Here is a 21,784-nt window from a genome sequence, read left to right as displayed (position 1 = left end):
TCCCGCAGAGAGGCTCTATTTTTTAGTGGTTGTTTTCTTTGATCAGCCAATAGCTGATGGTGCGCAGCTTGCGCAGGAAAGGTTCCAGCTTTTCTCTTTCAGTCTCGTCATTTCCCTTGGCTGCATCAGGCAGGGCTTCGGACTTTTCCGTGCCTATCTGCCCCATGAGATTGTCGGTCAGGTAGTAGTCACGGTTAAAGGCTGCTGGCCATTGACCAAGAGGCGGCGCAATGGAGTCGTAGGCAAAACCCTGGGGGGCAATGAGCTCCACCAGGGTGGGCATAATGCCTGTGTGGCCGCCCACTGCATTGGCAGGCAGCAGGTCGGGAGAGATTCCCTGACCATAGAGCACCAGGGGCACACTCTGGAACTCAAACATGGTGGGCTGAGGGCCGGGATTGGAGCGTACGGCATGATCGCCGGTGATGACAAAAAGGCTGTCGGGATATTTTTGCTCCACTTGGCGGATGAATTCTGTAGCCGTCTTGTCCATGTAATAGTAGTGGCCGATTTCCACTGCCAGATTGTGAGGGTCGCTTTCTTCTGGGATAATCTTTCGTATTTCTTCCTCTGCCTGGGCCACATCAAAGCCCTCTGCTGCCAGGTCTATGTTGTAGGGGGGATGATTGGACGTGGTCATGATCAGGTGTACAGTAGGGGCTTCGCTGTCAAGATGGTCTGCCAGTGCGTTGAAGAGATTGCGGTCATTGGTGCCCCAGGTGTTGGTCTTGGGGGCGTGGAAATCAGGATAGCCGTAGAAATTGTCGAAGCCTTGAGCCAGGGCCAGGCGCCCGATGCTGTCCCAGCCCGGGGTGCCGCCATACCAGAAATCCACCTTGTAGCCCAGGGCATGGAAGGGCAGGGAAAGGGCGGTGGGGTAAGGCTCCTTGAAGCTTTGGGGCTGGTAGTTCACCCGGATGTTGACCTCGGAAAGGCCGGTGATCATGCCTGTGATGGCAATGGAGGTAAAATCTCCATTGGGCATGAAATGAGAGGTATAGTAGGCATGACCGCTGTTTATCAGTCCCTTGAGGCCATCTGCAGCATGCAGGGGGGCGTACTTATCAAGCAGGGGCCATTGCGCCCAGGTTTCTCCCAGGATGATGAAAATATGACGGGGCCTCTTTATCCTGGAACCAGGGGCCTTGCGGCTAATGGCTTCGTTTACTTGCTCTGGTGTAAGGGCTGCGGCTTCAGCTTTGTCTACTCCGTAGATATCTCCTGCCTGCATGCGCTTTTCCTGCTGCCGGGCCCGGTACATGGCTTGCACGTCATCAAGAATGCACTCGTTGAGGAAATCGTCTCCCGTGACAGCGGCATTTTCCCAGTTGAGGCCAGTTGCATAGGAAACTCCTCCGCCGAAGCGGCAGAAAAACATGAAGAACACGGTGACCAGGAAGGCTGCCAGAGCTGCGAAGCGGGGACGTTGCACCTTGATTGGCCAAAGGGGAAGCGCGAGGATTTTCTTCAGCAGGAAGGTCAGTCCTGTTGCCAGGGCTGCTGCTGCCAAAAGTCCTGGCAGCAGGTGGTATTCGCTGATCATCATGCCCAGCACGGCAGCCTTGTCATCATGCCAGCCCTGAAAAACCTGCAGACCGTAGGTCATGCGGAATTCTTCATAGTAGGGAAAGCGGGCCAGGAACAGCACCGTCAGGATGAAGGCGGCAAGGGCCCCGATGGTTGTGCGCAGGCGCTCCAGGTTCAGTTGGGGCTTCAGGAGGTTGGGCAGTGTGACCAGCAGGAAGCTCAGCAGGGTAAAACCTCCTGCGCTTTTTAATGAGAGGCGGAAACCTGTGAAGTTGGCCAGGAGCACATCGGCTGCGCCAGTGTCTGCGCTCATGGCTCCTGCATACTTGGCCATGAAAAGCAGGCGGTAAATGGCCATGAGCAGCAGCAGGAAGAGGAAGAGCCTGAAATCAAGCTGACAGTTGCGGAGATATGTTTTCAGACGCATTATAAAATCTCCTCAATCTTGGCCATGACTTGCTCGGTTGTGATGTTCTCCAGGCAATCCCAGCCCTTGGGGCAGGCTCTCTGCCAGCAGTAGCGGCAGGGGCGGTCAACCTCTATGGCGTTTCCAGGCTGCCCATAGGGGCCGTTGCGGTTGGCATCGGTTGGTCCCATGACCATGATGGTGGGGGTGCCAAGGCCTGCGGCAAGGTGCACAGGGCCGGTGTCGCCGCCCAGGCACAGCCTTGCCTGCTGCAGGATATATGTAAGTTGCTTGAAATTCGTCCTGCTCACTAAATTCACAGGAGGAATCTCCGTGTAGGAGCATATTTTGGCGGCTCGCTGCTCATCAACCGGGCCACCGCCCACCAGTATGGGGATGATTTTCCTGTCGTAGAGTCTGTCAGAAAGCTGGGCGAAGTGCCTGGCTGGCCAGCGCTTGTTGGGCCAGTTGGCGCCTATGGCAAATACTGCATAGTCATTGTCCATATTTGCTCCTGCCTGGCTGAAAATCCGCCTGGCAATGTCTGCTTCCCTGTCGGGCACCTCAAGGGTCAGGCGTACTTCATCCACCCGGCAGTTCAGGGCACGGGCCACATCCAGGTAGCGCTCTACAATGTGGCCGTTTGCATGGGGACCGATGACGGGGCGGGAAATGCGGTCGCTGAGTTCTCTCATATTGCACATGCCCAGCTTGATGGGGGCTTTGCCCAGTCTGGCAATGGCGGCTGATTTGAAAAGACCCTGCAGATCCAGTACGGCATCATAGTTCCGCAATTGGATCTTGCGCTTCAGGGGACCGTACTCCCGCAGGAATCCCCGGAAGGATTTGAACTTCTTCTTTTCAAAGAGAATGACTTCGTCAATATGAGGGCACATGTTCACCAGGTCATAGGCAGGGGGTTCCACTACCCAGGTGATATGGCAGTCCGGGTACGTTTCCTTGAGGGCGTAAGCCGTAGGCAGGGCGTGTATCACATCGCCAATAGCACTTAGTTTTACGATAAGAAAGTTTTTCATTAGTTATTCCTTTCCAAAGGAGAAAGTGTCTATAGTTCATGCATAAGTATAACACAATTGCGGCCTGCTGTGCATGGTGGAATGCAGGAGAATATTCGCACAACTCACAAATAATTTGCATTTTCCCTTATTTTGTAGTATACTGGCCCTATGGGCGTTCGAGAATCGTTTGAGTCAGGGGACGCAGGTAAACTATATTTTTCAGTAAGGGGATTATCGTATGGCATTCGAAGACAAGACTTTAGTATGCAAGGAATGTGGCAAGGAGTTCACTTTCACCGCTGGTGAGCAGGAATTCTACGCCGAGAAGGGTTTCGAGAATGAGCCGGCACGTTGCCGTGACTGCCGCGACAAGCGCCGTCGCAGCCGTGATGGCGGTGAGCAGCGCCAGATGTTCAAGGTCACCTGTGCTGACTGCGGCAAGGAGACCGAAGTGCCCTTCGAGCCGAAGAACGACCGTCCGGTTTATTGCCGTGACTGCTTCAACAAGCATCGCGCTGAGGCCTAACAAAAGCATATTTGCATAAAGTGTAACATTGTTATATGATAGTGTTGCTTGAAGGTTGAGCCCGGAAGCGTATTCCGGGCTCTTATGCTTAGTTTCGGCTGTTCATTTTCTTTGGCGCAAAGAAAACGAACCAAAAGGTAAACATGCCAGTGGCATGTTTACGCGGCCGGCCGCGGGGGCGCCCATCCATGGGCGCCGGGGGTTGTTATTATGATTTGTTTGGGAGGATTGAGTTTATGTTCAAGTTCAAGAAATTATTGGCAGTAGCTGCTGCCTGCGCTCTTAGCGTGGCAGCTTTCACTGGTTGCGGCGGCGACCAGCAGGCAACTTCCGGCAGCGGGGCTGCTTCCGGGGAGAAGGTCCTGCGGGTTGGCTGCTCGGCTGACTTTGCTCCTTTCGAGTTCCAGGATGAGACTCAGAAGGAATTCCAGGGTTTTGATATGGACCTTATCCGTGCTATCGGCAAGGAGATGGGCCGTGAGGTGGAAATCAAGGACATGGGCTTTGACGGCCTGATTCCTGCTCTGCAGGCCAAGAACATCGATGCCATCATCTCTGGCATGACCATCAATGAGGAGCGCCAGAAGAACGTGAACTTCTCTGACCCCTACTATGAAGCAGGCCTCACCATGATTGTCCGTGACAATGAGGAAGCCATCAAGAAATTCCAGGACCTCAAGGGCAAGAAGGTGGCTGTGCAGATCGGCACTACCAGCGCTGAGGAAGTGAAGAAGATTGAGGGCGTGGAGATCAAGGAGCTCAACACCCCTGCTGACTGCTTCATGGAGCTGAAGGCAAATGGCGTGGACGCTGTGGTCAACGACAAGCCGGTGAATGAGTACTACATCACCAAGAGCGGTGCCACGGGCGTGAAAGAGCTGACTGAGAAGCTCACTGCTGAGAACTATGGCATTGCCATGAGCAAGGACAACGCTGACCTCCAGAAGGAAATCAATGCTGCCCTCAAGAAGCTCAAGGACAACGGCGAGTACCAGAAGATTTATGACAAGTGGTTCGGCGGCGCCAAGAAGTAAGTCTGGCGCATGCAAGGCGTTCGGGTCATGGGCATGGCAGCGCTTCACTTGGACTTCGGCCTGCGGCCAAATTCCACACGTTCAGCTTGTGCCATGTCCATGCTCCTCACTCAAGTGGGTGAGGTTGTAACGGATGCATAAATAAACGTCATGTTTTCCCTGTGCAGGGAGGCGTGGCGTTTGTTTATTATGTACACGTTGACAGGACAGTTTGCAAAGTGTATAATTCACATAGTTATTCAATTTCGATGTATAATTATTCGTGAAGAGGTGGGCTTATGTCCTTTAATTTCGATTTGGTTGTAAACTCTTTCCCCCTGCTGCTCCTGGGCGCAGGGGTTACCATCAAGATCACGGCAATGTCTGTGGCTGTGGGTGTCATCATTGGTCTTTTTGTGGGCATTGCCCGCATCTGCCGCATCAAGCCCTTGGAGTGGCTGGCGGCGATTTATGTGGACTTCTTCCGGGGCACGCCGCTGCTCATCCAGATCTTCCTGGTGTACTTTGCCCTGCCGGTGATCACGGGCCAACGCATTGACCCTTATGTGGCGGCTATCGGTGCTTGCGGCATCAACTCCGGAGCTTATGTGGCGGAGATTTTCCGGGCTGGCATCCAGTCCATTGACAACGGGCAGATGGAGGCGGGACGTTCCCTGGGCATGACCTGGACTCAGACCATGCGCTACATCATCGTGCCCCAGGCCTTCAAGCGGGTTATCCCCCCTCTGGGCAATGAGTTCATTGCTCTGCTGAAGGATTCTTCCCTGGTGTCTGTCATCGGTTTTGAGGAACTGACCCGCCGGGGCCAGCTGATCATCGCCAAGACTTACGGCTCGCTGGAGATCTGGATCAGCGTGGCTATCATTTATCTGGTGATGACACTCACCATTTCCCGCTTTGTGGCTTATTTGGAAAAGAGGTTTGCAGCAGATGATAGACATTAAGGGACTGAAGAAATCCTTCGGGGAAAATGAGGTATTGAGGGGCATTGACCTGTCCATAGATGCCAAGGAGGTAGTGGTCATCATCGGCCCCTCCGGCTCTGGCAAGTCCACTTTGCTGCGCTGCATGAACTACCTTGAGCAGCCCACGGCAGGACTGGTGACGGTGGACGGCATTCCTCTTGACGGGGAGGCGCACATCAACAAGGTGCGGGAGGAAGTTGGCATGGTGTTCCAGCGCTTCAACCTCTTCCCTCACATGACGGTGCTGGATAATATCATGCTGGCTCCCATGAAGGTCAAGAAGGTGGCCAAAGATGAGGCTGAGAAGACTGCTAGGGAACTGCTGGCCCGGGTGGGCCTTTCTGAGAAAGCAGACAGCTATCCGCCCCAGCTTTCCGGCGGCCAGCAGCAGCGCGTGGCCATAGCAAGAGCCCTTGCCATGCACCCCAAAGTCATGCTCTTTGACGAGCCTACCTCTGCCCTTGACCCTGAGATGGTGGGCGAGGTGCTGGATGTCATGCGTTCCCTGGCAAAGGAGGGCATGACCATGGTGATTGTAACCCATGAGATGGGTTTTGCCCGCGAGGTGGGGGACAGGCTGCTCTTTGTGGATGAGGGAAGGATTATTGAGCAGGGAGTTCCGAAAGAGGTTTTCGAACACCCCAAAGAAGAACGTACCCGGAGTTTCTTGTCTAAAGTCCTTTGAGGCTTCGCCTCGTACTTTTCTCTGATGCAGAGAAAAGTACCAAAAGGTAAACATGCCAGTGGCATGTTTACGCGGCCTGGATCACTTCACGTGAATCCAAAGGTCTGCGGGAGCGGCCCGTCCCTGGGCCGCCGTGGGGGAAGTGCGAGGGAATGGGAATGAATTTGTGGTATGTAATACTAAAACATAAGATAAGGTTGACAAGTCTATAAATATTCTTTATAATAGTGACTCGTGAGGGCGATTGACCTTCACAAGTAAGTTGCCGCTGGGATGCGGTTTGGAGGTAGTGCCACGCTTGGAGGCATTGCCGGTCTTTTAGGAGGAATCTCTATGGTAGGCAAAGTGAAATGGTTCAGTGCAGAAAAAGGCTACGGCTTCATTGCTCGTGAGGATGGCGACGACGTGTTCGTGCATTTCTCCGCTATTCAGGATGAAGGCTTCAAGACTCTCGTTGAGGGCCAGGACGTGGAATTCGAGATCGTGGAAGGTGCTCGTGGTCCCCAGGCTGCCAACGTGGTCAAGACTGCTTAATCGCAGAGCTTCAAAATAGCATAACCAAAAATGGCTCCGGGTTCGATAGGAACCTGGGGTTATTTTTTTTATATGCAGAAGGGATTTCCCTTTTTGCGTAGAATAGCTATATACATAAAACAGAAAGGGGATGTGGCGTATGGCAACATTCACTGTAAGAGGCAAGAACATCGAGATCACTCCTTCCCTGCGTGAATACGTGGAGAAAAGGGTGGGCAAAGTCACGAAGTACTTTGAAAAAGTCGGTGAGATCACCGTGCTTCTGACTGTCTCCAAGGGCCGTCATATCGTAGAGGTGACCGTGCCGGTGCAGGGCGGTATTCTCCTGCGCGGTGAGGAAGCCACCATGGATATGTACACCTCTATTGATTTGGTAGTAGAGAAACTGGAACGCCAGATCCACAAGCAGAAGACGAAGCTTTCCAGGCGTTTCCGCAGCGGCGGCTTGAAGGCTGAGGCCTTCAAGGATGCCACCATCACGGCTCCCCGTGATGAAGGTGAGGAGTATGCAGTAGTCAAGAAGAAGAAGTTCATGGTGCGCCCCATGGACGTGCAGGAAGCCATCATGCAGATGAACCTCCTGAACCACAACTTCTTTGTCTACAGGGATGCTGATACCGAAGATGTGAATGTGGTTTACCGCCGTGATGACGGTGACTACGGGCTGATTGAGTCCGGCGAGTAAGGATAAGTTAATAATCGCAGCGAGGCTCCCTCGAAAGAGGGGGCCTTTTTGCTATCTCTGTAAATTTCCTGTAAATTAGGCTATAATTCGGAATTGCCTCGTTGAAACACCAAGTAGAAGATTTTGCCTACGGCAAAATTTGAACAATGGTGTTATAATAGACTACATCACTAGAGAAATGGGAGGGGAAGTCATGCGTATTGTGGTGGTTGGCGCGGGCAAGCTGGGCTATAGCATTGCCGAATTGCTTTCTAAGGAACAGTTTGAAGTAGTGGTCATAGATGTGGATGAGGCCCAGCTGGAGGCGGTGAAGAACACGCTGGATGTGCTGACTATCGCGGCGAGCGGTGCCAGCCCTGTCACCATGGCTGACCCGGATGTGAAGGGGGCGGATATCCTCATTGCCGTCACCGCTTCTGACGAGGTGAATATGGTGGCCTGCATCCTGGCCAAGAAGCACGGCATCACCCATACGGTGGCCCGCATCCGGGATATGCAGTTCGTCAGCGAGGGCAAGGACTATCTCAAGGAAAACTTCGATATTGACCTTATCCTGAATCCGGAGCAGATTACGGCAAACGAAATCAACCGCATCCTCATGACCCCGGCGGCCCTGGATGTGGAAGATTTTGCCAGCGGCAAGATACGCCTTTTCGAGACGAAGGTGCCAAGGAAGTCCAAATTTGCCAATGTGAAGTTCAAGGATATAAAACTGCCCCCCGGGGTGCTGGCGGGCATGATTTTCCGCGATCACCGCATGATCATCCCCCATGGCGATGACAGCCTGCAGCCCCATGACAATGCCTACTTCATCGGCATTCCCGAAGAAATAGAGAAATTCAGTCTGAACTTCGTGCAGCGCAATGCCCGCAAGCTCCACCGGGTCATGATCATCGGCGCAGGCCGCACCGGGCGCCTCCTGGCAGAGTCCTTCGACAAGCAGGGAGTAGAGGTGAAGATCATTGATCAGGACAGGGAGCGCTGTCGCATGGTGGCTTCCCATATGAATAAAGGCATGGCTATATGCGGAGATGGCACGGATCTGGACCTCCTCACTGAGGAAGGTGTGCAGGATGCAGATGTGATGGTGTGCCTGACTGAGGATGACAAGCTGAACCTGATGATGGCGCTGCTGGCAAGGCACCTGTCCGGCAACAAGACCCGCACGGTGGTGAAGGTGTCCCGCAATGAATATATCGAGCTGATGGAGAAAGTGGGCGTGGATATAGCCCTTTCCTCACGGTTGCTGTCAGCCAGCGAGGTGCTGGCCTTTGCCAGGCGAGGCGGCGTGGTGTCTGTGTCGCTTCTCGAAGGTGCCAAGGCAGAGGCAGTGGAGGTCATTGTGCAGCCCGGCGCCCCGGTGGCGGGCAAACCCCTGATGAAGGCCAGCCTGCCTAAAGAATGCCTGGTGTGTGCCTATGTGCGGAGCGAAGAAGCCAGCATTCCGAATGGCCATACCATACTGCAGCCCGGGGACAGGGTGATACTATTTATACAGACGAAGTTTGCCCAAGAGGTCATGAAGTATTTTAAATAGCAGAGGGGAGGGGGAACATGGAACTTTTCTGGCATCTTATGAGCCGCATGAGCCAGATTTTTTTCTTTGCACTTATCCTGCCCTTTTTGCTGGCCTGCAGGCTCAAGGAGTGGGAGCCGGCGGGGGCGCTCTTCATCACGGGTTTCCTTGCGGCAGCGGCGGCCTGGGAATTTGCCCTCAGGGCCCGCAGGCGGGAGCGCAGGGGGCAGATGTCCCTGAAAGAAGGGGCCATGTTCATGGTGATAGTGTGGTTCTTCCTAGGGCTCTTGGGCATGCTGCCCTTCTTGCTTTCGGGAATGACTCATAGCATCCCGGCGGCTTTTTTGGAAAGCATCTCGGCCCTCACCACTACGGGGCTGCCTGCCGTCACTGCCACCCGTGAGGGCTGGCCCTGGTCCCTCCTGCTCTGGCATGCCATCATGAGCTGGCTGGGGGGCTTTGGCTTCGTGGTGATACTGGTCACGGTCATGCCCCAGGTCAGCGGCTGCTTTGGCGTGACTTTGTCAGCCCGGCAGATGATATCTTTCAGCCCCATCTGGCAGAGGATGCGGACGTCTATCCGCCAGGGGGCGGCGGTGTACGGGCTTTTGACAGCTTTGGCAGTGCTGGCCTATTACCTGGCGGGGCTGTCTTTTGGCCGTTCTCTTGTCACGGCCATGCTGACCATTTCCTCCGGAGCTGATGCCTGGACTTTGGACTTCAGCAATATGCCCAATTCTGTCTGGATAGCAGCGGGGACAGTGATGTTTTTGGGAAGCCTGAACCTCCTGCTCTTATGGAAAAGCTGGAAGCGGCGCAGCCTCAGGATGCTGGTGCATGATACGGAACTGCAGTTTTTCCTGCTGGTGCTTTTGGGGGCAACGACTTTGATTGTGGTGAACCTCAGCGGCACAGGTATGTTCAAGCCTGGCGAGGCTTTGAAGGTTGGCTTTTTCCAGGTGCTTTCCTTCATCTCCACTTCGGGGCTGGCTGTGAATCCTTTCTGGGAATGGCCGGGCTTTGAAAAATATGTGCTGCTGATGGTGTGCTTTGCCGGGGGGTGCATGGGCTCTCCCACGGGGGGCCTCAAGATGGTGCGCCTGCTGGTGCTGAACCGTTTGCTGGATGCAGGCCTGAAGAATTCATTGCACCCCAATATGGTGCCGGTGGTGAAGCTGGACGGCCTGGCCGTGGAGGAAAAAGTGGTGGGGCGTATCCTGTCCTTTTTCTTTCTCTACATGGTGACCTTCGCCCTGTTTGCCTTGCTGCTCTCTATCTCCGGCATCAGTCTCCTGCAGTCAGCAGGCTATGCCGCATCCTGCCTTACCAGCAACAGTTCAGCGGCCCTCCTCTACGGCGGCCCCGGGGCGGCAGCGCTGCCAGGCTGGAGCCAGCTCCTGATGGCTCTCCTGATGATAATGGGGCGGATAGAGGTGTTTTCGTTTATATTGCTGGCTGGGTTTACGGTAGAATCCATGAGGGAGAAGTGGTAATTTGAAACAACAAATAATCTTCTACGTCCTCAGCCGCATGATCTTCGCGGAGGCAGTCGTCTTATTATTCCCCATGGCCATTGCCTGGTACAACCGTGACCCCAATGTGGTGAGCTTCCTGATGGCTTCCGTCCTTGCGGGCACCGTGGCCCTGGTGCTGCGTTCCCGCACAAAGATTGCAGCGGAAAAGCTGACCCTCAAGGAGGGCATTGCCATCACGGGGCTGGCCTGGGTGGTGACTACCTTTCTGGGGATGCTTCCCTATGTCAGCGGCGGGTATCTGAATCCTTTGGATGCTTTCTTCGAGAGCATTTCCGGCTTCACTACCACGGGAGCCACTACCTTCACCAGCCTGGCTGACCTGCCCCAGAGCATTCTTTTATGGCGAGCCATGACCAACTGGCTGGGGGGCCTGGGTATCATCGTCATCTTTATCGCGCTTCTCCCCCAGGCAGGGGCAAGCACGGTGAATATGTACCGCGCCGAGGGTGCGGGGCCTACTGATGACCGTGTGCTGCCCAAGCTGCGGGATATGACGAAAGCACTTTTTATAATTTACATATCTTTTACGGGGGCGGCGGCCTGCCTTTACCTGATAGGCGGCCTGGACCTTTTCCAATCCCTGGTCCATGCTATGGCTACCGTGGCGGGGGGCGGCTTTTCTTCCTATGATGACAGCGCCATGCACTTTGACAGCGTGTGGCTGGAGGGCTGGATGGCTTTTTTCATGGCGGTGGCGGGAGGCAGTTTCGGCCTTTACTACCGGGCCTGGCACAAGGGCCTGCACCTCCTCTGGCGGGACACGGAGTTCCGTGCTTATGTGTGCTGGCTGGCGGGCTGTTCCGTCCTCATAGCTCTGGTGCTGATGATGGAGCTGGGATATACTCCGGGCTATGCCCTGCGCTTGTCCACCTTCCAGGTCAGCTCTGTGGCTACTACGGGTTTTGTGTCCACGGACTTCGACCTGTGGCCTGAGTTCACCAAGGGCCTGCTGATCCTCCTGATGATCGTGGGGGGCTGCGGCGGCTCCACCGCCAGCGGCCTCAAGGTGGCCAGGATGGTGGTGCTGTTCAAGAGTACCTGGAATATCGTCCATCAGAAACTCTCCCCCCGGCGGGTAACCCCTGTGCGGCTGGGAAGCGCGAGAGTCGACGAAACCCAGGTGCTGCGCATCGGTCAGTATTTCTTCCTTTACATGGTGTGCCTGGCCCTCTGCACACTCTTCATGACCTGGGACGGCATAGGCACCTTCGACTCCTTCGGCATAGCCGTGGCCACCCTGGGCAACGTAGGCCCCGGCTTCGGGGTTATCGGGGCAACACAGACGTACGCGGGACTGTCGGACTTCGCCAAGGTGACCCTTTGCGTCTTTATGTTGCTGGGGAGGCTGGAGATACTGACCTTGCTGGTCATGCTCAGGCCCAGCTTTTGGAGAGGGGAGAGGTATTGGTGAGATTTGACAGAAACGGCAGTATATGATATATTGGAGCTAATAGGAGAGATGGAATACATGTGAAACCATGCATTGCATCGCAGGAACACCCCTGGTCATGATTGCGGCTTGACGAGGGGTGTTTTCTATTGAATTTCAAATCTGGTTATGCTATACTTGCCTTAGGCAAACGCGAGGAAACATATAATCACAAACAGGAAGCCCCCGGAAGGACTGCAACTCCGACCGGGGGCTTTTTTTATTCTCTGGCCGTCAGGTAAAATATATTTGAGAAATTTTTTCCTCCCCCTTAAGAAATTTCCAAAACTTACGATATATAGAATAGAAATATATGTCAGATAAGGGCGGCGGGGCTTCCACCGCCCTTTAAGGGCAAGGCTGCATGAGCCTCGGGTCCGCAGGGACAGCAGGGCCGGGGCCACTGAGAATGTTTGACTAGGCGGCCCTGTGGCTGCCCACCAGGGAGGATGTGTCAACAATGGCAATGGTTGTAAAGAACAACATGTCGGCGGTGAACACGCTCAACACATTGAACGCGAACTCCGCCGCGCTGGCGAAAAGCCTGAAGAAGGTCTCCAGCGGCATGAAGATAAACTCTGCCGCAGATGACGCCTCGGGCTACGCCATTTCCGAACGCATGAGGGTCATGGTGCGCTCTCTGGACCAGGCGGACCAGAATGCGCAGAATGGCCAGAGTATGATGAAAGTGGCAGAGGGCGCGGTAAGCTCCACCGTGGATATCCTCAAGACCATGAAGGAAAAGGCTATCAATGCCGCCAACGATAGCAACACAGATTCCGACCGCGCTGCCATCCAGAAGGAACTTGACCAGTCCATAGACCAGATTGATGATAATGCACTTATCACCTACAATGGGAAGACGCTGGTGGACGGCAGCAAGATGGCTAAGGGGTCGGCGACCAAGACGTCTATGACCAATCAGAGCTTTCATGAGGACACTGATGGAGCTACCAAGCTGGTAGACTTGCAGAACCGCAATGGCGAGAGACTAAACATCCAGACTACTGATACCCTGACTATCTCCTATGTCATTCAGGGGCGCAATTATAGTGTGGATATTGATATTGATGGGAACACCACTCTGGATAGTGCCCTGGTTGAGGCTAGCGAGGCATATACAAGAAATAGCCCTGCAGCAGCCTCGGCCTATGCTGCGTATGATTCATCTAATGCACAGGCAAATTCGACTTATTGGAGCAGTTATAATCAGGCCAGCACGGTGTATACTTCTACGGTGAATAATGTTACGATTTCTGTCAATGGTAATACGCAGAATGCACTTTCCGCTATGAATAGTGCTAGTGTAGTTGCAGCAAGTAGTTATTCCGTGTATAAGGATTACTACAATTGGTTCTCTAACGCGACTGGACCGGGTGGTGTTCAGTTGTATCCTACTGAAACTGATATTCAGAATGCGATAGCTGCTACTCCGGTAGCTAGTACGGCTCTTTCGAATTATAATAATGCATCGACCGTATATAACAACGCCTCGACCCAATACAACTCTACTGTGGGTGTCGCTTCTGCAATACTTGCAAGTGCTGTAAACAGCGCAACTGCTGTGAGGAATTCCTCCTGGAGTTCTGCTTCTACAGTCCTTTCCGTTGCGCTTAGCACAGCGGCTTCAACTTTGGGGGATGCAGTTGGTGAATTGATTCCCTATAAGTTGGGGGTAGATGCAAGCGATGTGGTGGGCAAGGCTGCTTCTGGTGATACGGTTTACACAGCTAACCGGGAGAAAGCCATTACTATCACTTCGGGGTCTGCAGGCACCAGGTTCCAGATTTCCGGTATCACTTTCAGCGTGAAGGATTCGCAGGGCAAGGTAAAGAAGTCCGTCAACGCCGTGCTGGATGATTTTAATGAAACCGTGAGGGCGGTCAATAAATCCAATGATAATGCCATCACCCTCCAGGTAGGCACCAAGGCGAATCAATCCATTCGCATAGGTCTTACGGATATGCGTACTGAGGCTTTGGGATTGAAAGCTTCTACGGGTGAAACCATCAGTGTCGCAACCCAGAAGGATGCGAATGCTGCTATCAACGTGCTGGATAATGCTTTGCAAAAGGCATTGAATCAACAGACAGATATTGGCGCCGTACAAGCCCGTCTGGAAATGACTTCAGCAAATCTCGTTCTCTCCAGTCAGAATGTCCAAGCCTCCGAATCTACCATTCGTGATGCAGACATGGCCAAGGAAATGACCGAGTACACCAAGAATAACGTCCTCCTGCAAGCCGCCCAAAGTATGCTGGCCCAAGCCAATCAGTCCAGCTCCAGCGTGCTGAGCCTGTTGCAGTAAGAAGGATTTGTGATGTTTCGTAACCCAGCCTCCCCCCCCCGTTTACGGGGGGCGCGTAGCGCGGGAGTCCGGTGGACTCCTTGGAGGGGGACCGCCAAAGGTGGTGGAAGGGGTGCGAGTCATCGGATAAGTAAATATTTAGCAAGAAAAGTCTCCATACAAAGGGAGGCTTTTCTTGTTTTATGGCGTATTATACTATTAGAGAAGTCTCCCCCGTAAACGGGGGAGGCTAAATCGTGAAGCTGTGTTTGATTACTAAAAGCGGGGTGGGATAATGAATCGCAAGCGGATTGGGGAGGATGCGCGGATGGTGCATGTCTCCTATGCTATGACGGATAAGAACGGTACATATAGCAAATATATTGGCGCTTCTATGTGCTCCCTTTTTGAGCGCACGGATTCCTGGGTTACCATACATCTTTTGCATGACGATACCCTTACGGAAAAGAACCGCAATTACTTTGTCGAACTGACTCGTACTTATGGCCAGCAGATTTTCTTTTACAACGTAGCAGAGGAATGCAAGGATCTATTGGCTGAGGCCAGAGAAATCTTTAAGCGAGCTGTAGATACGGATTACTACACCCCAGCAGCTCTATATCGTCTTTTGGCCCCTATTTTGTTGCCCCAAGATGTGAAACGTCTTATTTATCTTGATGCTGATACCATTGTCAACATGGATATCAGAAAGTTCTGGGAGGTTTTTCTGGACGGCAACCCCTTGGGGGCAGTGACTGAGCGTACGCTGATGGAACATTACCAGAAGCAGATAGACAGATCAATTGACGAAAAACTCTATCTGTTCAAAAACAGCTGGACGGATTTTGATACCTGCTTCAATTCCGGCGTACTGCTTATGGATTTGGAAAAAATGCGCAATATGGGTGAAATCCTTTTGTCGGGGCTGCGTTTCATTGTGCAGCATGATGAAGAGTGTCGTTTCTTTGATCAGGATATTTTGAATTATTTCTTTGCAAGGGATTTTTTGCATCTTCCGTGGAATTATAACATCCTTCAGCATTGGGACAGGCAGTGGGGTAGCCCGGAACCGGTGGAGGGCATATATCATTATATGGGGCGTACTTTGAGATACAATTACGAAGAACCCAGGGACAGGATCTTTTACGAAGCCTTTGTAAAAACCCCTTGGTGCGATGCGGAATTCATCTGCAAGAGCTATGCGGTCACTGTAAATGTTCTGGCGGGAGAGCTGAATAAATGTGTTGAGAAAAACCGCAAGGCTTCCACAGCCTGGGCTAACCGCAAGAGAGTATTTGTTGGGGCCAAGGTCGATGAGGAAAAGATACGGGAGATGTTCTCAGTGCTGCCAGAGGAACCATATATTGTCATGGATGATGGCTGGAAAAGAGGTCTGTGCCTTCCCTATGATTTGAGTACGCATATCTACGTTTTCTTTATGAATAGTTTTCCAGAATTGAAAGAAAAATTAGATGAGGCGGGATGGAAGGAATGGGAGGATTACATAGACGGAAAGTCCATCATTGTGCCCCATCCGACCAGAGTCATTGATGAATACCGCATCTTCCTGGTGATTTGAGGTGGCTGAAGATGATACATATTTGCTATGCAGTTTCGGATAAAAAAGGCACATATACCAAGTATGTGGGAGCCTCCATGTGCTCAATCTTTGAGCACACCAAGGAATGGGTGACAGTGCATTTCCTGCATGATTATACTCTTTCAACCGACAATCGCCGTTACCTGATGCAGCTGGTGCGGAGTTACGGCCAGCAGATAGTTTTTTATGATTTTGAGAAGAGATATAAAAAGCGGTTTGAAGATTTGAGCGATGATTTCAATTGGCTACAGCAGCACTTGAAACCGGGAGTCAGTCTGGCTACCTGGTACAGGCTTTTGATGGGCGAAGTATTGGGGGGGGTGGACAGAGTCATTTATCTCGATGGCGATACTATAGTGAATATGGACATCAAGGAACTGTGGGAGGAGGAAACAGGCAGCAATGGACTGGCTGCTGCGCCTGATACCATTATACAGAAAGAACATTACAGTCAGATGGTAAATAGGGGAATCTATCCAGAGGCGCGCTATTTCAACGCTGGCGTGTTGCTGGTGGATTTGGATGGCTTCAGGAAAGAAGAAAATATCCTGGAACGCGGGCTGAAATTCCTTAGAAGAAAGAAGCTGGTGGACTATCTTGATCAGGATGTGCTCAACTATTTCTTTGGCAAAGACTGTCGCATTCTGCCGGAAAAGTATAACAAGCTGGTGATGCAGGAGTTTGCTGACAGGCGTGAGAATGTGGAGGAATGTATCTATCATTATGCGGGCCAGCGTTATGCCATAGATGCGGTGAATAACTTCCATCGCCTATTCTTGGAGCATCTGGCAAAAACTCCTTGGTGCAACGCAGATTTTTTGGCTAATATGGCCCGTCAGATACATCAGTCCAGCCGTTCCCTGATGCTGGGCTATGCCAACTTCATAGCCGGCATGAAGCGCATTGTCATTGGTGAGGAATCTGAGAAGGACAATCTAACCAAGATGGTGATGCTGAAGGAAAAGGAAAAATTCCTCACCCTCAAGGAATTCGACAAGCAGGGCCTGCGCCTGGAGCCAGACGAGATTCTGCTTTTCTTCATAAAGCCGGAAGAATTCGAGAAGATAAAGAAGCATCTGGAAGCCTGTGGCTGTGCCGAAGGCGTCCATTTCATTAACGGCAACATCTTCCTCTACCGCGACGGCGGGCAGGATGCAAAGATACTACGGGAGTCGTGAGGGCAGGGAAAAAGCCACCCAGGCGGGGGGCTTTGGTGCCCTGATGTTTAGGATAGCCAGCATAGCTAGAGATATTATTTAATATGAATGAAGAATCAGATGGCACAAAACGCCTTTTTGGTTTGATTGAAATTCTCCTTGCTGCTGAAGATGAGAATTGTTCTGTGAAAGTGAAGATTTATTGATAGATGAGCTTGGCAGTTGCTTGGGGGCTTTTTAAAGAGCTGCTGTCCTAATTTGCCATAAAAATCAAATGGAGGGAGAGTCCATGCTTCTCCGACAAAAAATTATGTAGGGGTGGTTCCGCATGAGGAAAGTCATTTTTCCCAGTGCCAAAATAGTGGCCGTGGATATGCAGAATATGGGGAAACTCCCTGCTATCATATATCCCGTAGACCAGAGGGCTATGATAGAGTTCTTTATGGAATATTATTTTGACAATGATAGGGCAGACGTTTTTGAAATTGTAACTTACGAAGCGCATCAGAAGGTGATAGGCTTCCTTCCTAGATCAGAAAAGATACGGGTGAGCAAGCTGGATGAGCTGCGAGACTTGGGATATACGGTGTATTGGGGACTTAGGCAAGCTGACCTGCATGAAGGTGATACAATCATTATAAATTTCCCGGATGTGATGCTCCTGGAGCCAGAGGGAGAACTATCTAAGGATTGCTGCTATTACGCAGATGAAAGCCCTTCTTCCAAATGGTCATATTTTGAAGATGCTGACGGGGTGTTCACGGAAATATATGACCACAGCCCGTCGGAGGCTATAAGATCTCGCAAGATGTTCATAGGCGTTTTTGGCATCACAAAGCCGTTGCTGCTTATGCAGATGCTAGCGGATTCTCTTCAGGCAGAGGGAGAATGCGGGGTGGATTCTTTCTATGAGGCTTTGAAGAATTATAGCAAGCGGTGTCCTATGCGCATGGTCAAGACAGAAGATTGGTTTGATATAGGACATATAGAAAGATACTATGATGCACAGCTGGCCATCAAGTCCCGCACATTCAATCATATTGCTATAGACAAGAATCGCGGCATACTTACCAAGACTAGTGAAGATAAGGCAAAACTAATAAATGAGATCAAATGGTATCTGAAGCTGCCTGCGGATATTGAATATCTACGGCCTCGCATATTTTCCTACTCGTTGGATTATGAAAATCCTTATGTTAGGATGGAGTATTATGCCTATCATACCCTGCATGAGCTGTTCCTTTATGGTGATTTGGAAGAGAAGCATTGGTACAGCATTTTCAGGCGGATAAAATTCATCTTGCAGGATATGGGTAGATATACGGTCAGCGATGAGAATGTTGGCGTATCTTTGCTGGAAGTCTATATGAGCAAGACCATAAGCCGCATGGAAAAGGTGATGGTAAAGGGGCTGGGAGAGCTGGATTTTTCCAAGCCCTTGATTGTCAATGGCGTTTGCTATCGTTCATGGCGTGAGATCATGGAAATATTGCCGAATGTGATAAATAGAAGGTTGATGGCTTGCTCTGAATTTTCCATCATACATGGGGATTTATGCTTTACCAATGTGCTTGTGGATCAGAATTATTCTTTTGTGAAATGCGTAGACCCTAGGGGGAGTTTTGGCAAGTTTGATATTTATGGTGACAGGCGCTATGAATATGCAAAACTCATGCACAGCGTAGAGGGGAAGTATGACTACATTATCAGGGATTTGTTCACAATTGAGACTAGAGGTAATCGCATCGATTACCGCTTTCAGGACAGGCAGAAGGATGCAGATGTTTTGAAAGTGTTTCTGGATGTTTTCAATGATGAGATTTCAGGGAATATGGATGAGATAAAGCTTCTGGAAGCGATGCTGTTTTTGTCTATGATACCCTTGCACGAGGAGAGCCTAAAGCATCAGCTGCTGATGATGTCAACGGGGCTTCGGTTGCTGGGCGAGGTGGAAGATATTGTTTGCTGATGGCGAAAAATTACATGAGGAGGTATTAGCTTGAATATAGTGATAACTATGGCAGGGCTGGGAAGTCGCTTTCGCAAGGCCGGATATGAAATGCCAAAATACATGATAGAGGCCCGTGGGAAGACGCTGTTTGAATGGTCTGTGGAAAGTTTGCTGGAGTTCAGGGAGGAGTTGTTTGTTTTTTTGGTAAGGAAAGATGATGAGGCGAAGGACTTCATATCTGTCATATGCAAGAAGCTGGGAATAGAGAAAATAGAGATCATAGAGCTTGATGAACTTACCAGAGGTCAGGCAGAGACGGCTATGAAGGCTTCGGCCTGCTGGGTGAGCGAGGAGCCAATCTTGGTGTATAATATTGATACATATGTGGAGCGTGGCGAACTTGCGCCGGATGCCATAGCCGGTGATGGATTTATTCCCTGTTTTGATGCCCCCGGAGATCATTGGAGCTTTGTCAGGCTGGGGGAGGGAGACAAGGCTGCCGTGGAAGTGAGGGAAAAGAAGCGTATTTCGGATCATTGCTCTATAGGTGCATATTATTTCCGGTCCTGCAAGTTGTATGAGGATATCTACAGGGAGATGTATGTAGAAAGAGAATATCTGGAAAAAGGGGAGCGTTACATTGCGCCAATGTATAACATTTTGATTGAGAAGGGCGGCAAAGTGTATATACAGGATATACCATCATATAAGGTGCATGTCCTGGGAACTCCCGAAGAGGTAGATGCTTTCATCAGGGAATGATATGATATATTAGCTGGAACAGATTTTTTTTGGAGAAGGCGAATGTATATGAAGCATATGAAGCTAATGTTTTCGCTGCCGGTACATGAGAAGCCGGAAGTGGTTTTAGATACGCTGTGCAACCTGCGGGCATTTCATGATGATTTCGGCGTTGTGCTGCATTTCTCAAATCGGTTCGACTATATGAGCAGGAATATAAGCCCTAAAAGGTTTTGGGAGGCACTTAAGAGTTTTCCTGATCTGTATGTGAATCCAAAGGTTTTTGATACAAGCTGGAACGGGCCGGGAGTAAATTCTCTGGTCAACATACATATATCTAATTTTGAATATTTGAAAGAACTAGGCATAGACTTTGAATATTTTGTTTTTATGGCGAGCAATGAGCTTTATGTCAAAAAGGGACTGTATGCTTTTATAAGCAAATATGATTTTGGCAACAATCTGCGGCCTATACTAGAACGGCCAGAGTGGATACAGAGTTATTATGCGAAGAAAGATGCGGTGCTGGCGGATTTGTTGAAGAAAATAGGTGGGGATGAGATCTTCGGAGCGCAGATAGAGGGCAGTTTCTACAAAAAAGAAATTTTCGCCAGTATTGCCAGGACTATGACCGAATATACCGGCAATAAGATTCTCGGTGGATATGCGTGTGAAGAAATATATTACCCTACTGTATGCTATCATTTGTTTGGGAATAGGAACCAATACCATGATAATACGACCTATATATCATGGGAAAGAAATCTTTTGATTGAAGTGGATGATGTCAGGCGATGTGCTGCCCAGGGCAATTATTTCAGTGTGAAAAGAGTAAATAGGGAGTTCAATGATCCTGTAAGAGAATACATAAGGCGCGAGGTAGGGAAGTATGGCACGTCAACAAGCCTGTGCCTTCCTTGGTCTGCCGTGGAAAATAGGGACATTGATGAGAGCAGGTATCTGCTTTCTGATGAACTGCTTGAGCTTGAGGAAAAAAGGAAGCGTGGGGAAGCGGATGTTTATGATGCATTGTCCTATGCTGACCGTTGCGACAGGGTAAAGGATGCAGAATATTTGGCAGAACTACTGCTTTGCGACCTTTGGGGAGCGTACAAGAAAGCCCTGTGTCATCTGGCTGGCTTGAATCTGTCCAACAGTTTCATAAAGAAACTGGTTGTTTTCGAGACTACGGACGATATTGAGCTGGAAGAAGAAGAACTGCTTGACTGGCGGAAACTGCTACTGCTGCTTCGCATGCTCGCTGGTAAAAAACAGTTGAATGAGTTTGCGGAAGTTATGCATGAAATAAATGCCAGCAATGCATTCAATCTTATGTTGCTGGAAATTTTCATTAGAATTGAAAGTGATGACAGACTGAAGTTTTTTTCTGTAAAGAATGGCAGGGAAGTATGGATGCATTATGCTGATGAAAGGTTTGAGGGAGATGATAGGTTCGCATTGCCTGAAGACCTCAATGGCAAAAAGTGGCCATTTGCGGAAAAAGAAAACGATTCGCCTTTTGCAATGTATTTCATGATTGTTGACGGAAAGGTTTACTACAGCATAGAATTCTGTGTGGAAGATGAAAGCCTATATGAGAATTTGACAAGCTTGAATAATGGATGCAAAATAATAGATGTGATGGGTTTTAGGATATTGAAATTTGCTGAGGGAATTATTCCCTTGGATGTCGAAAAGAATATGGGCCATGCAGTGAATGATGTTTTTGATATATTCTGTGATATTGGTGGAAAATTATGCCAGTGTATATAGATGAGGAAGCGTGCATACAGGAGCGAATTGTCGTATGCAGAATTCTGTATTTTCCGCTACTATATATAATAATATTGACTTATGTGAAGAAATTACATAGCTCAAACTTCGCACAAGAGAAACAGGCCAGCACCTATGTGCGGTGTAGAGCCATGACTCCTAGAAAGTCTGCCTCATGCACAGCGTTTCAAACACTTGTTCCATAAATTCGGCAGATTTTCCAAGAACAAATCGAGCATCATGTCCAGTTCCTTTTCCATAAAAAACGTCTTTCCCTTTACCGTAGCAATAAGTTCTTTCAAGAGCAACACCAAGGCATCGAGATAACGCAGATCCTGCAATTCATCATAAGCGAGATAGAATAGCTCACCTATGCTCCGTTTATCGACATTCCGGCGCTGCTCTAGTGACAAC

At 50.5% G+C, this 21,784-nt stretch carries 17 protein-coding genes and 2 pseudogenes; 16 read left to right on the top strand and 3 right to left on the bottom strand.

Annotated elements, in window-relative coordinates:
* Positions 1–22 precede the first annotated feature (22 nt).
* Complete coding sequence (locus BLW59_RS09685; protein ID WP_074697623.1) at positions 23–1,954, bottom strand: LTA synthase family protein; 1,932 nt, start codon at positions 1,952–1,954, stop codon at positions 23–25.
* The gene (locus BLW59_RS09680) at positions 1,954–2,970 is read right to left on the bottom strand and encodes a glycosyltransferase family 9 protein (protein WP_074697622.1); all 1,017 of its coding nucleotides are present in this window, start codon (positions 2,968–2,970) and stop codon (positions 1,954–1,956) included. Before BLW59_RS09680 ends, BLW59_RS09685 begins: the two co-directional genes overlap by 1 nt.
* A gap of 220 nt (positions 2,971–3,190) precedes the next feature.
* On the opposite strand from BLW59_RS09680, the gene BLW59_RS09675 reads away from it, so the two are divergent.
* The 16 genes and pseudogenes from BLW59_RS09675 (at position 3,191) to BLW59_RS09600 (ending at position 21,370) form a co-directional block, all read left to right on the top strand.
* The gene (locus tag BLW59_RS09675) at positions 3,191–3,478 is read left to right on the top strand and encodes a zinc-ribbon domain containing protein (RefSeq protein ID WP_029546209.1); all 288 of its coding nucleotides are present in this window, start codon (positions 3,191–3,193) and stop codon (positions 3,476–3,478) included.
* 236 nt (positions 3,479–3,714) lie between these two features.
* The gene (locus BLW59_RS09670; protein ID WP_074697621.1) at positions 3,715–4,512 is read left to right on the top strand and encodes a basic amino acid ABC transporter substrate-binding protein; all 798 of its coding nucleotides are present in this window, start codon (positions 3,715–3,717) and stop codon (positions 4,510–4,512) included.
* Between the two features lie 278 nt (positions 4,513–4,790).
* The gene (locus BLW59_RS09665) at positions 4,791–5,456 is read left to right on the top strand and encodes an amino acid ABC transporter permease (protein ID WP_029546205.1); all 666 of its coding nucleotides are present in this window, start codon (positions 4,791–4,793) and stop codon (positions 5,454–5,456) included.
* Positions 5,443–6,162 (top strand): amino acid ABC transporter ATP-binding protein, encoded by a 720-nt coding sequence (locus tag BLW59_RS09660; RefSeq protein WP_074697620.1) that lies wholly within the window; start codon positions 5,443–5,445, stop codon positions 6,160–6,162. Before BLW59_RS09665 ends, BLW59_RS09660 begins: the two co-directional genes overlap by 14 nt.
* A 333-nt stretch (positions 6,163–6,495) precedes the next feature.
* A complete protein-coding gene (locus BLW59_RS09655; RefSeq protein WP_029546201.1) occupies positions 6,496–6,696 on the top strand; it encodes a cold shock domain-containing protein in 201 nt (66 codons plus the stop codon).
* A gap of 139 nt (positions 6,697–6,835) precedes the next feature.
* On the top strand, positions 6,836–7,381 hold the full coding sequence (gene hpf / locus BLW59_RS09650; RefSeq protein ID WP_029546199.1) for a ribosome hibernation-promoting factor, HPF/YfiA family: 546 nt from the start codon (positions 6,836–6,838) through the stop codon (positions 7,379–7,381).
* Positions 7,382–7,574: 193 nt separating this feature from the next.
* Entirely contained in the window at positions 7,575–8,918 is a 1,344-nt protein-coding gene (trkA, locus tag BLW59_RS09645; RefSeq protein ID WP_029541527.1) for a Trk system potassium transporter TrkA, read from the top strand.
* 17 nt (positions 8,919–8,935) lie between these two features.
* A complete protein-coding gene (locus BLW59_RS09640) occupies positions 8,936–10,390 on the top strand; it encodes a TrkH family potassium uptake protein (protein ID WP_074697619.1) in 1,455 nt (484 codons plus the stop codon).
* A 1-nt stretch (position 10,391) separates the two neighbouring features.
* Positions 10,392–11,843: a TrkH family potassium uptake protein gene (locus BLW59_RS09635; protein ID WP_318258477.1), complete on the top strand. Its 1,452-nt coding sequence runs from the start codon at positions 10,392–10,394 to the stop codon at positions 11,841–11,843.
* Positions 11,844–12,321: 478 nt separating this feature from the next.
* Positions 12,322–12,775 (top strand): annotated as a pseudogene (locus tag BLW59_RS09630) (flagellin); the annotation flags it as partial.
* The gene (locus BLW59_RS17115; RefSeq protein WP_413778186.1) at positions 12,775–14,169 is read left to right on the top strand and encodes a flagellin; all 1,395 of its coding nucleotides are present in this window, start codon (positions 12,775–12,777) and stop codon (positions 14,167–14,169) included. The pseudogene BLW59_RS09630 and the gene BLW59_RS17115, both read left to right, overlap by 1 nt.
* Before the next feature lie 274 nt (positions 14,170–14,443).
* Positions 14,444–15,727, top strand: a complete 1,284-nt coding sequence (locus BLW59_RS09620; RefSeq protein WP_081348476.1) for a glycosyltransferase family 8 protein — start codon at positions 14,444–14,446, stop codon at positions 15,725–15,727.
* An 11-nt stretch (positions 15,728–15,738) separates the two neighbouring features.
* Entirely contained in the window at positions 15,739–16,926 is a 1,188-nt protein-coding gene (locus BLW59_RS09615; RefSeq protein WP_074697617.1) for a glycosyltransferase family 8 protein, read from the top strand.
* Between the two features lie 307 nt (positions 16,927–17,233).
* Positions 17,234–18,874 (top strand): hypothetical protein, encoded by a 1,641-nt coding sequence (locus BLW59_RS09610; RefSeq protein ID WP_074697616.1) that lies wholly within the window; start codon positions 17,234–17,236, stop codon positions 18,872–18,874.
* Between the two features lie 30 nt (positions 18,875–18,904).
* Positions 18,905–19,618 carry a glycosyltransferase family 2 protein gene (locus BLW59_RS09605; RefSeq protein WP_217634615.1) on the top strand — a complete coding sequence of 238 codons (714 nt, stop codon included), beginning with the start codon at positions 18,905–18,907 and terminating at the stop codon, positions 19,616–19,618.
* Positions 19,619–19,666: 48 nt separating this feature from the next.
* The gene (locus BLW59_RS09600) at positions 19,667–21,370 is read left to right on the top strand and encodes a hypothetical protein (RefSeq protein ID WP_139283627.1); all 1,704 of its coding nucleotides are present in this window, start codon (positions 19,667–19,669) and stop codon (positions 21,368–21,370) included.
* Positions 21,371–21,543: 173 nt separating this feature from the next.
* Here the strand turns inward: BLW59_RS09600 and BLW59_RS17735 are convergent.
* Positions 21,544–21,784: pseudogene (locus tag BLW59_RS17735) on the bottom strand (transposase); the annotation flags it as partial.

The sequence above is a fragment of the Selenomonas sp. KH1T6 genome (assembly GCF_900108415.1).
In the GTDB taxonomy this organism is placed as follows: domain Bacteria; phylum Bacillota; class Negativicutes; order Selenomonadales; family Selenomonadaceae; genus Selenomonas_B; species Selenomonas_B ruminantium_A.
This window is presented reverse-complemented; position numbering and strand designations above follow the sequence as displayed.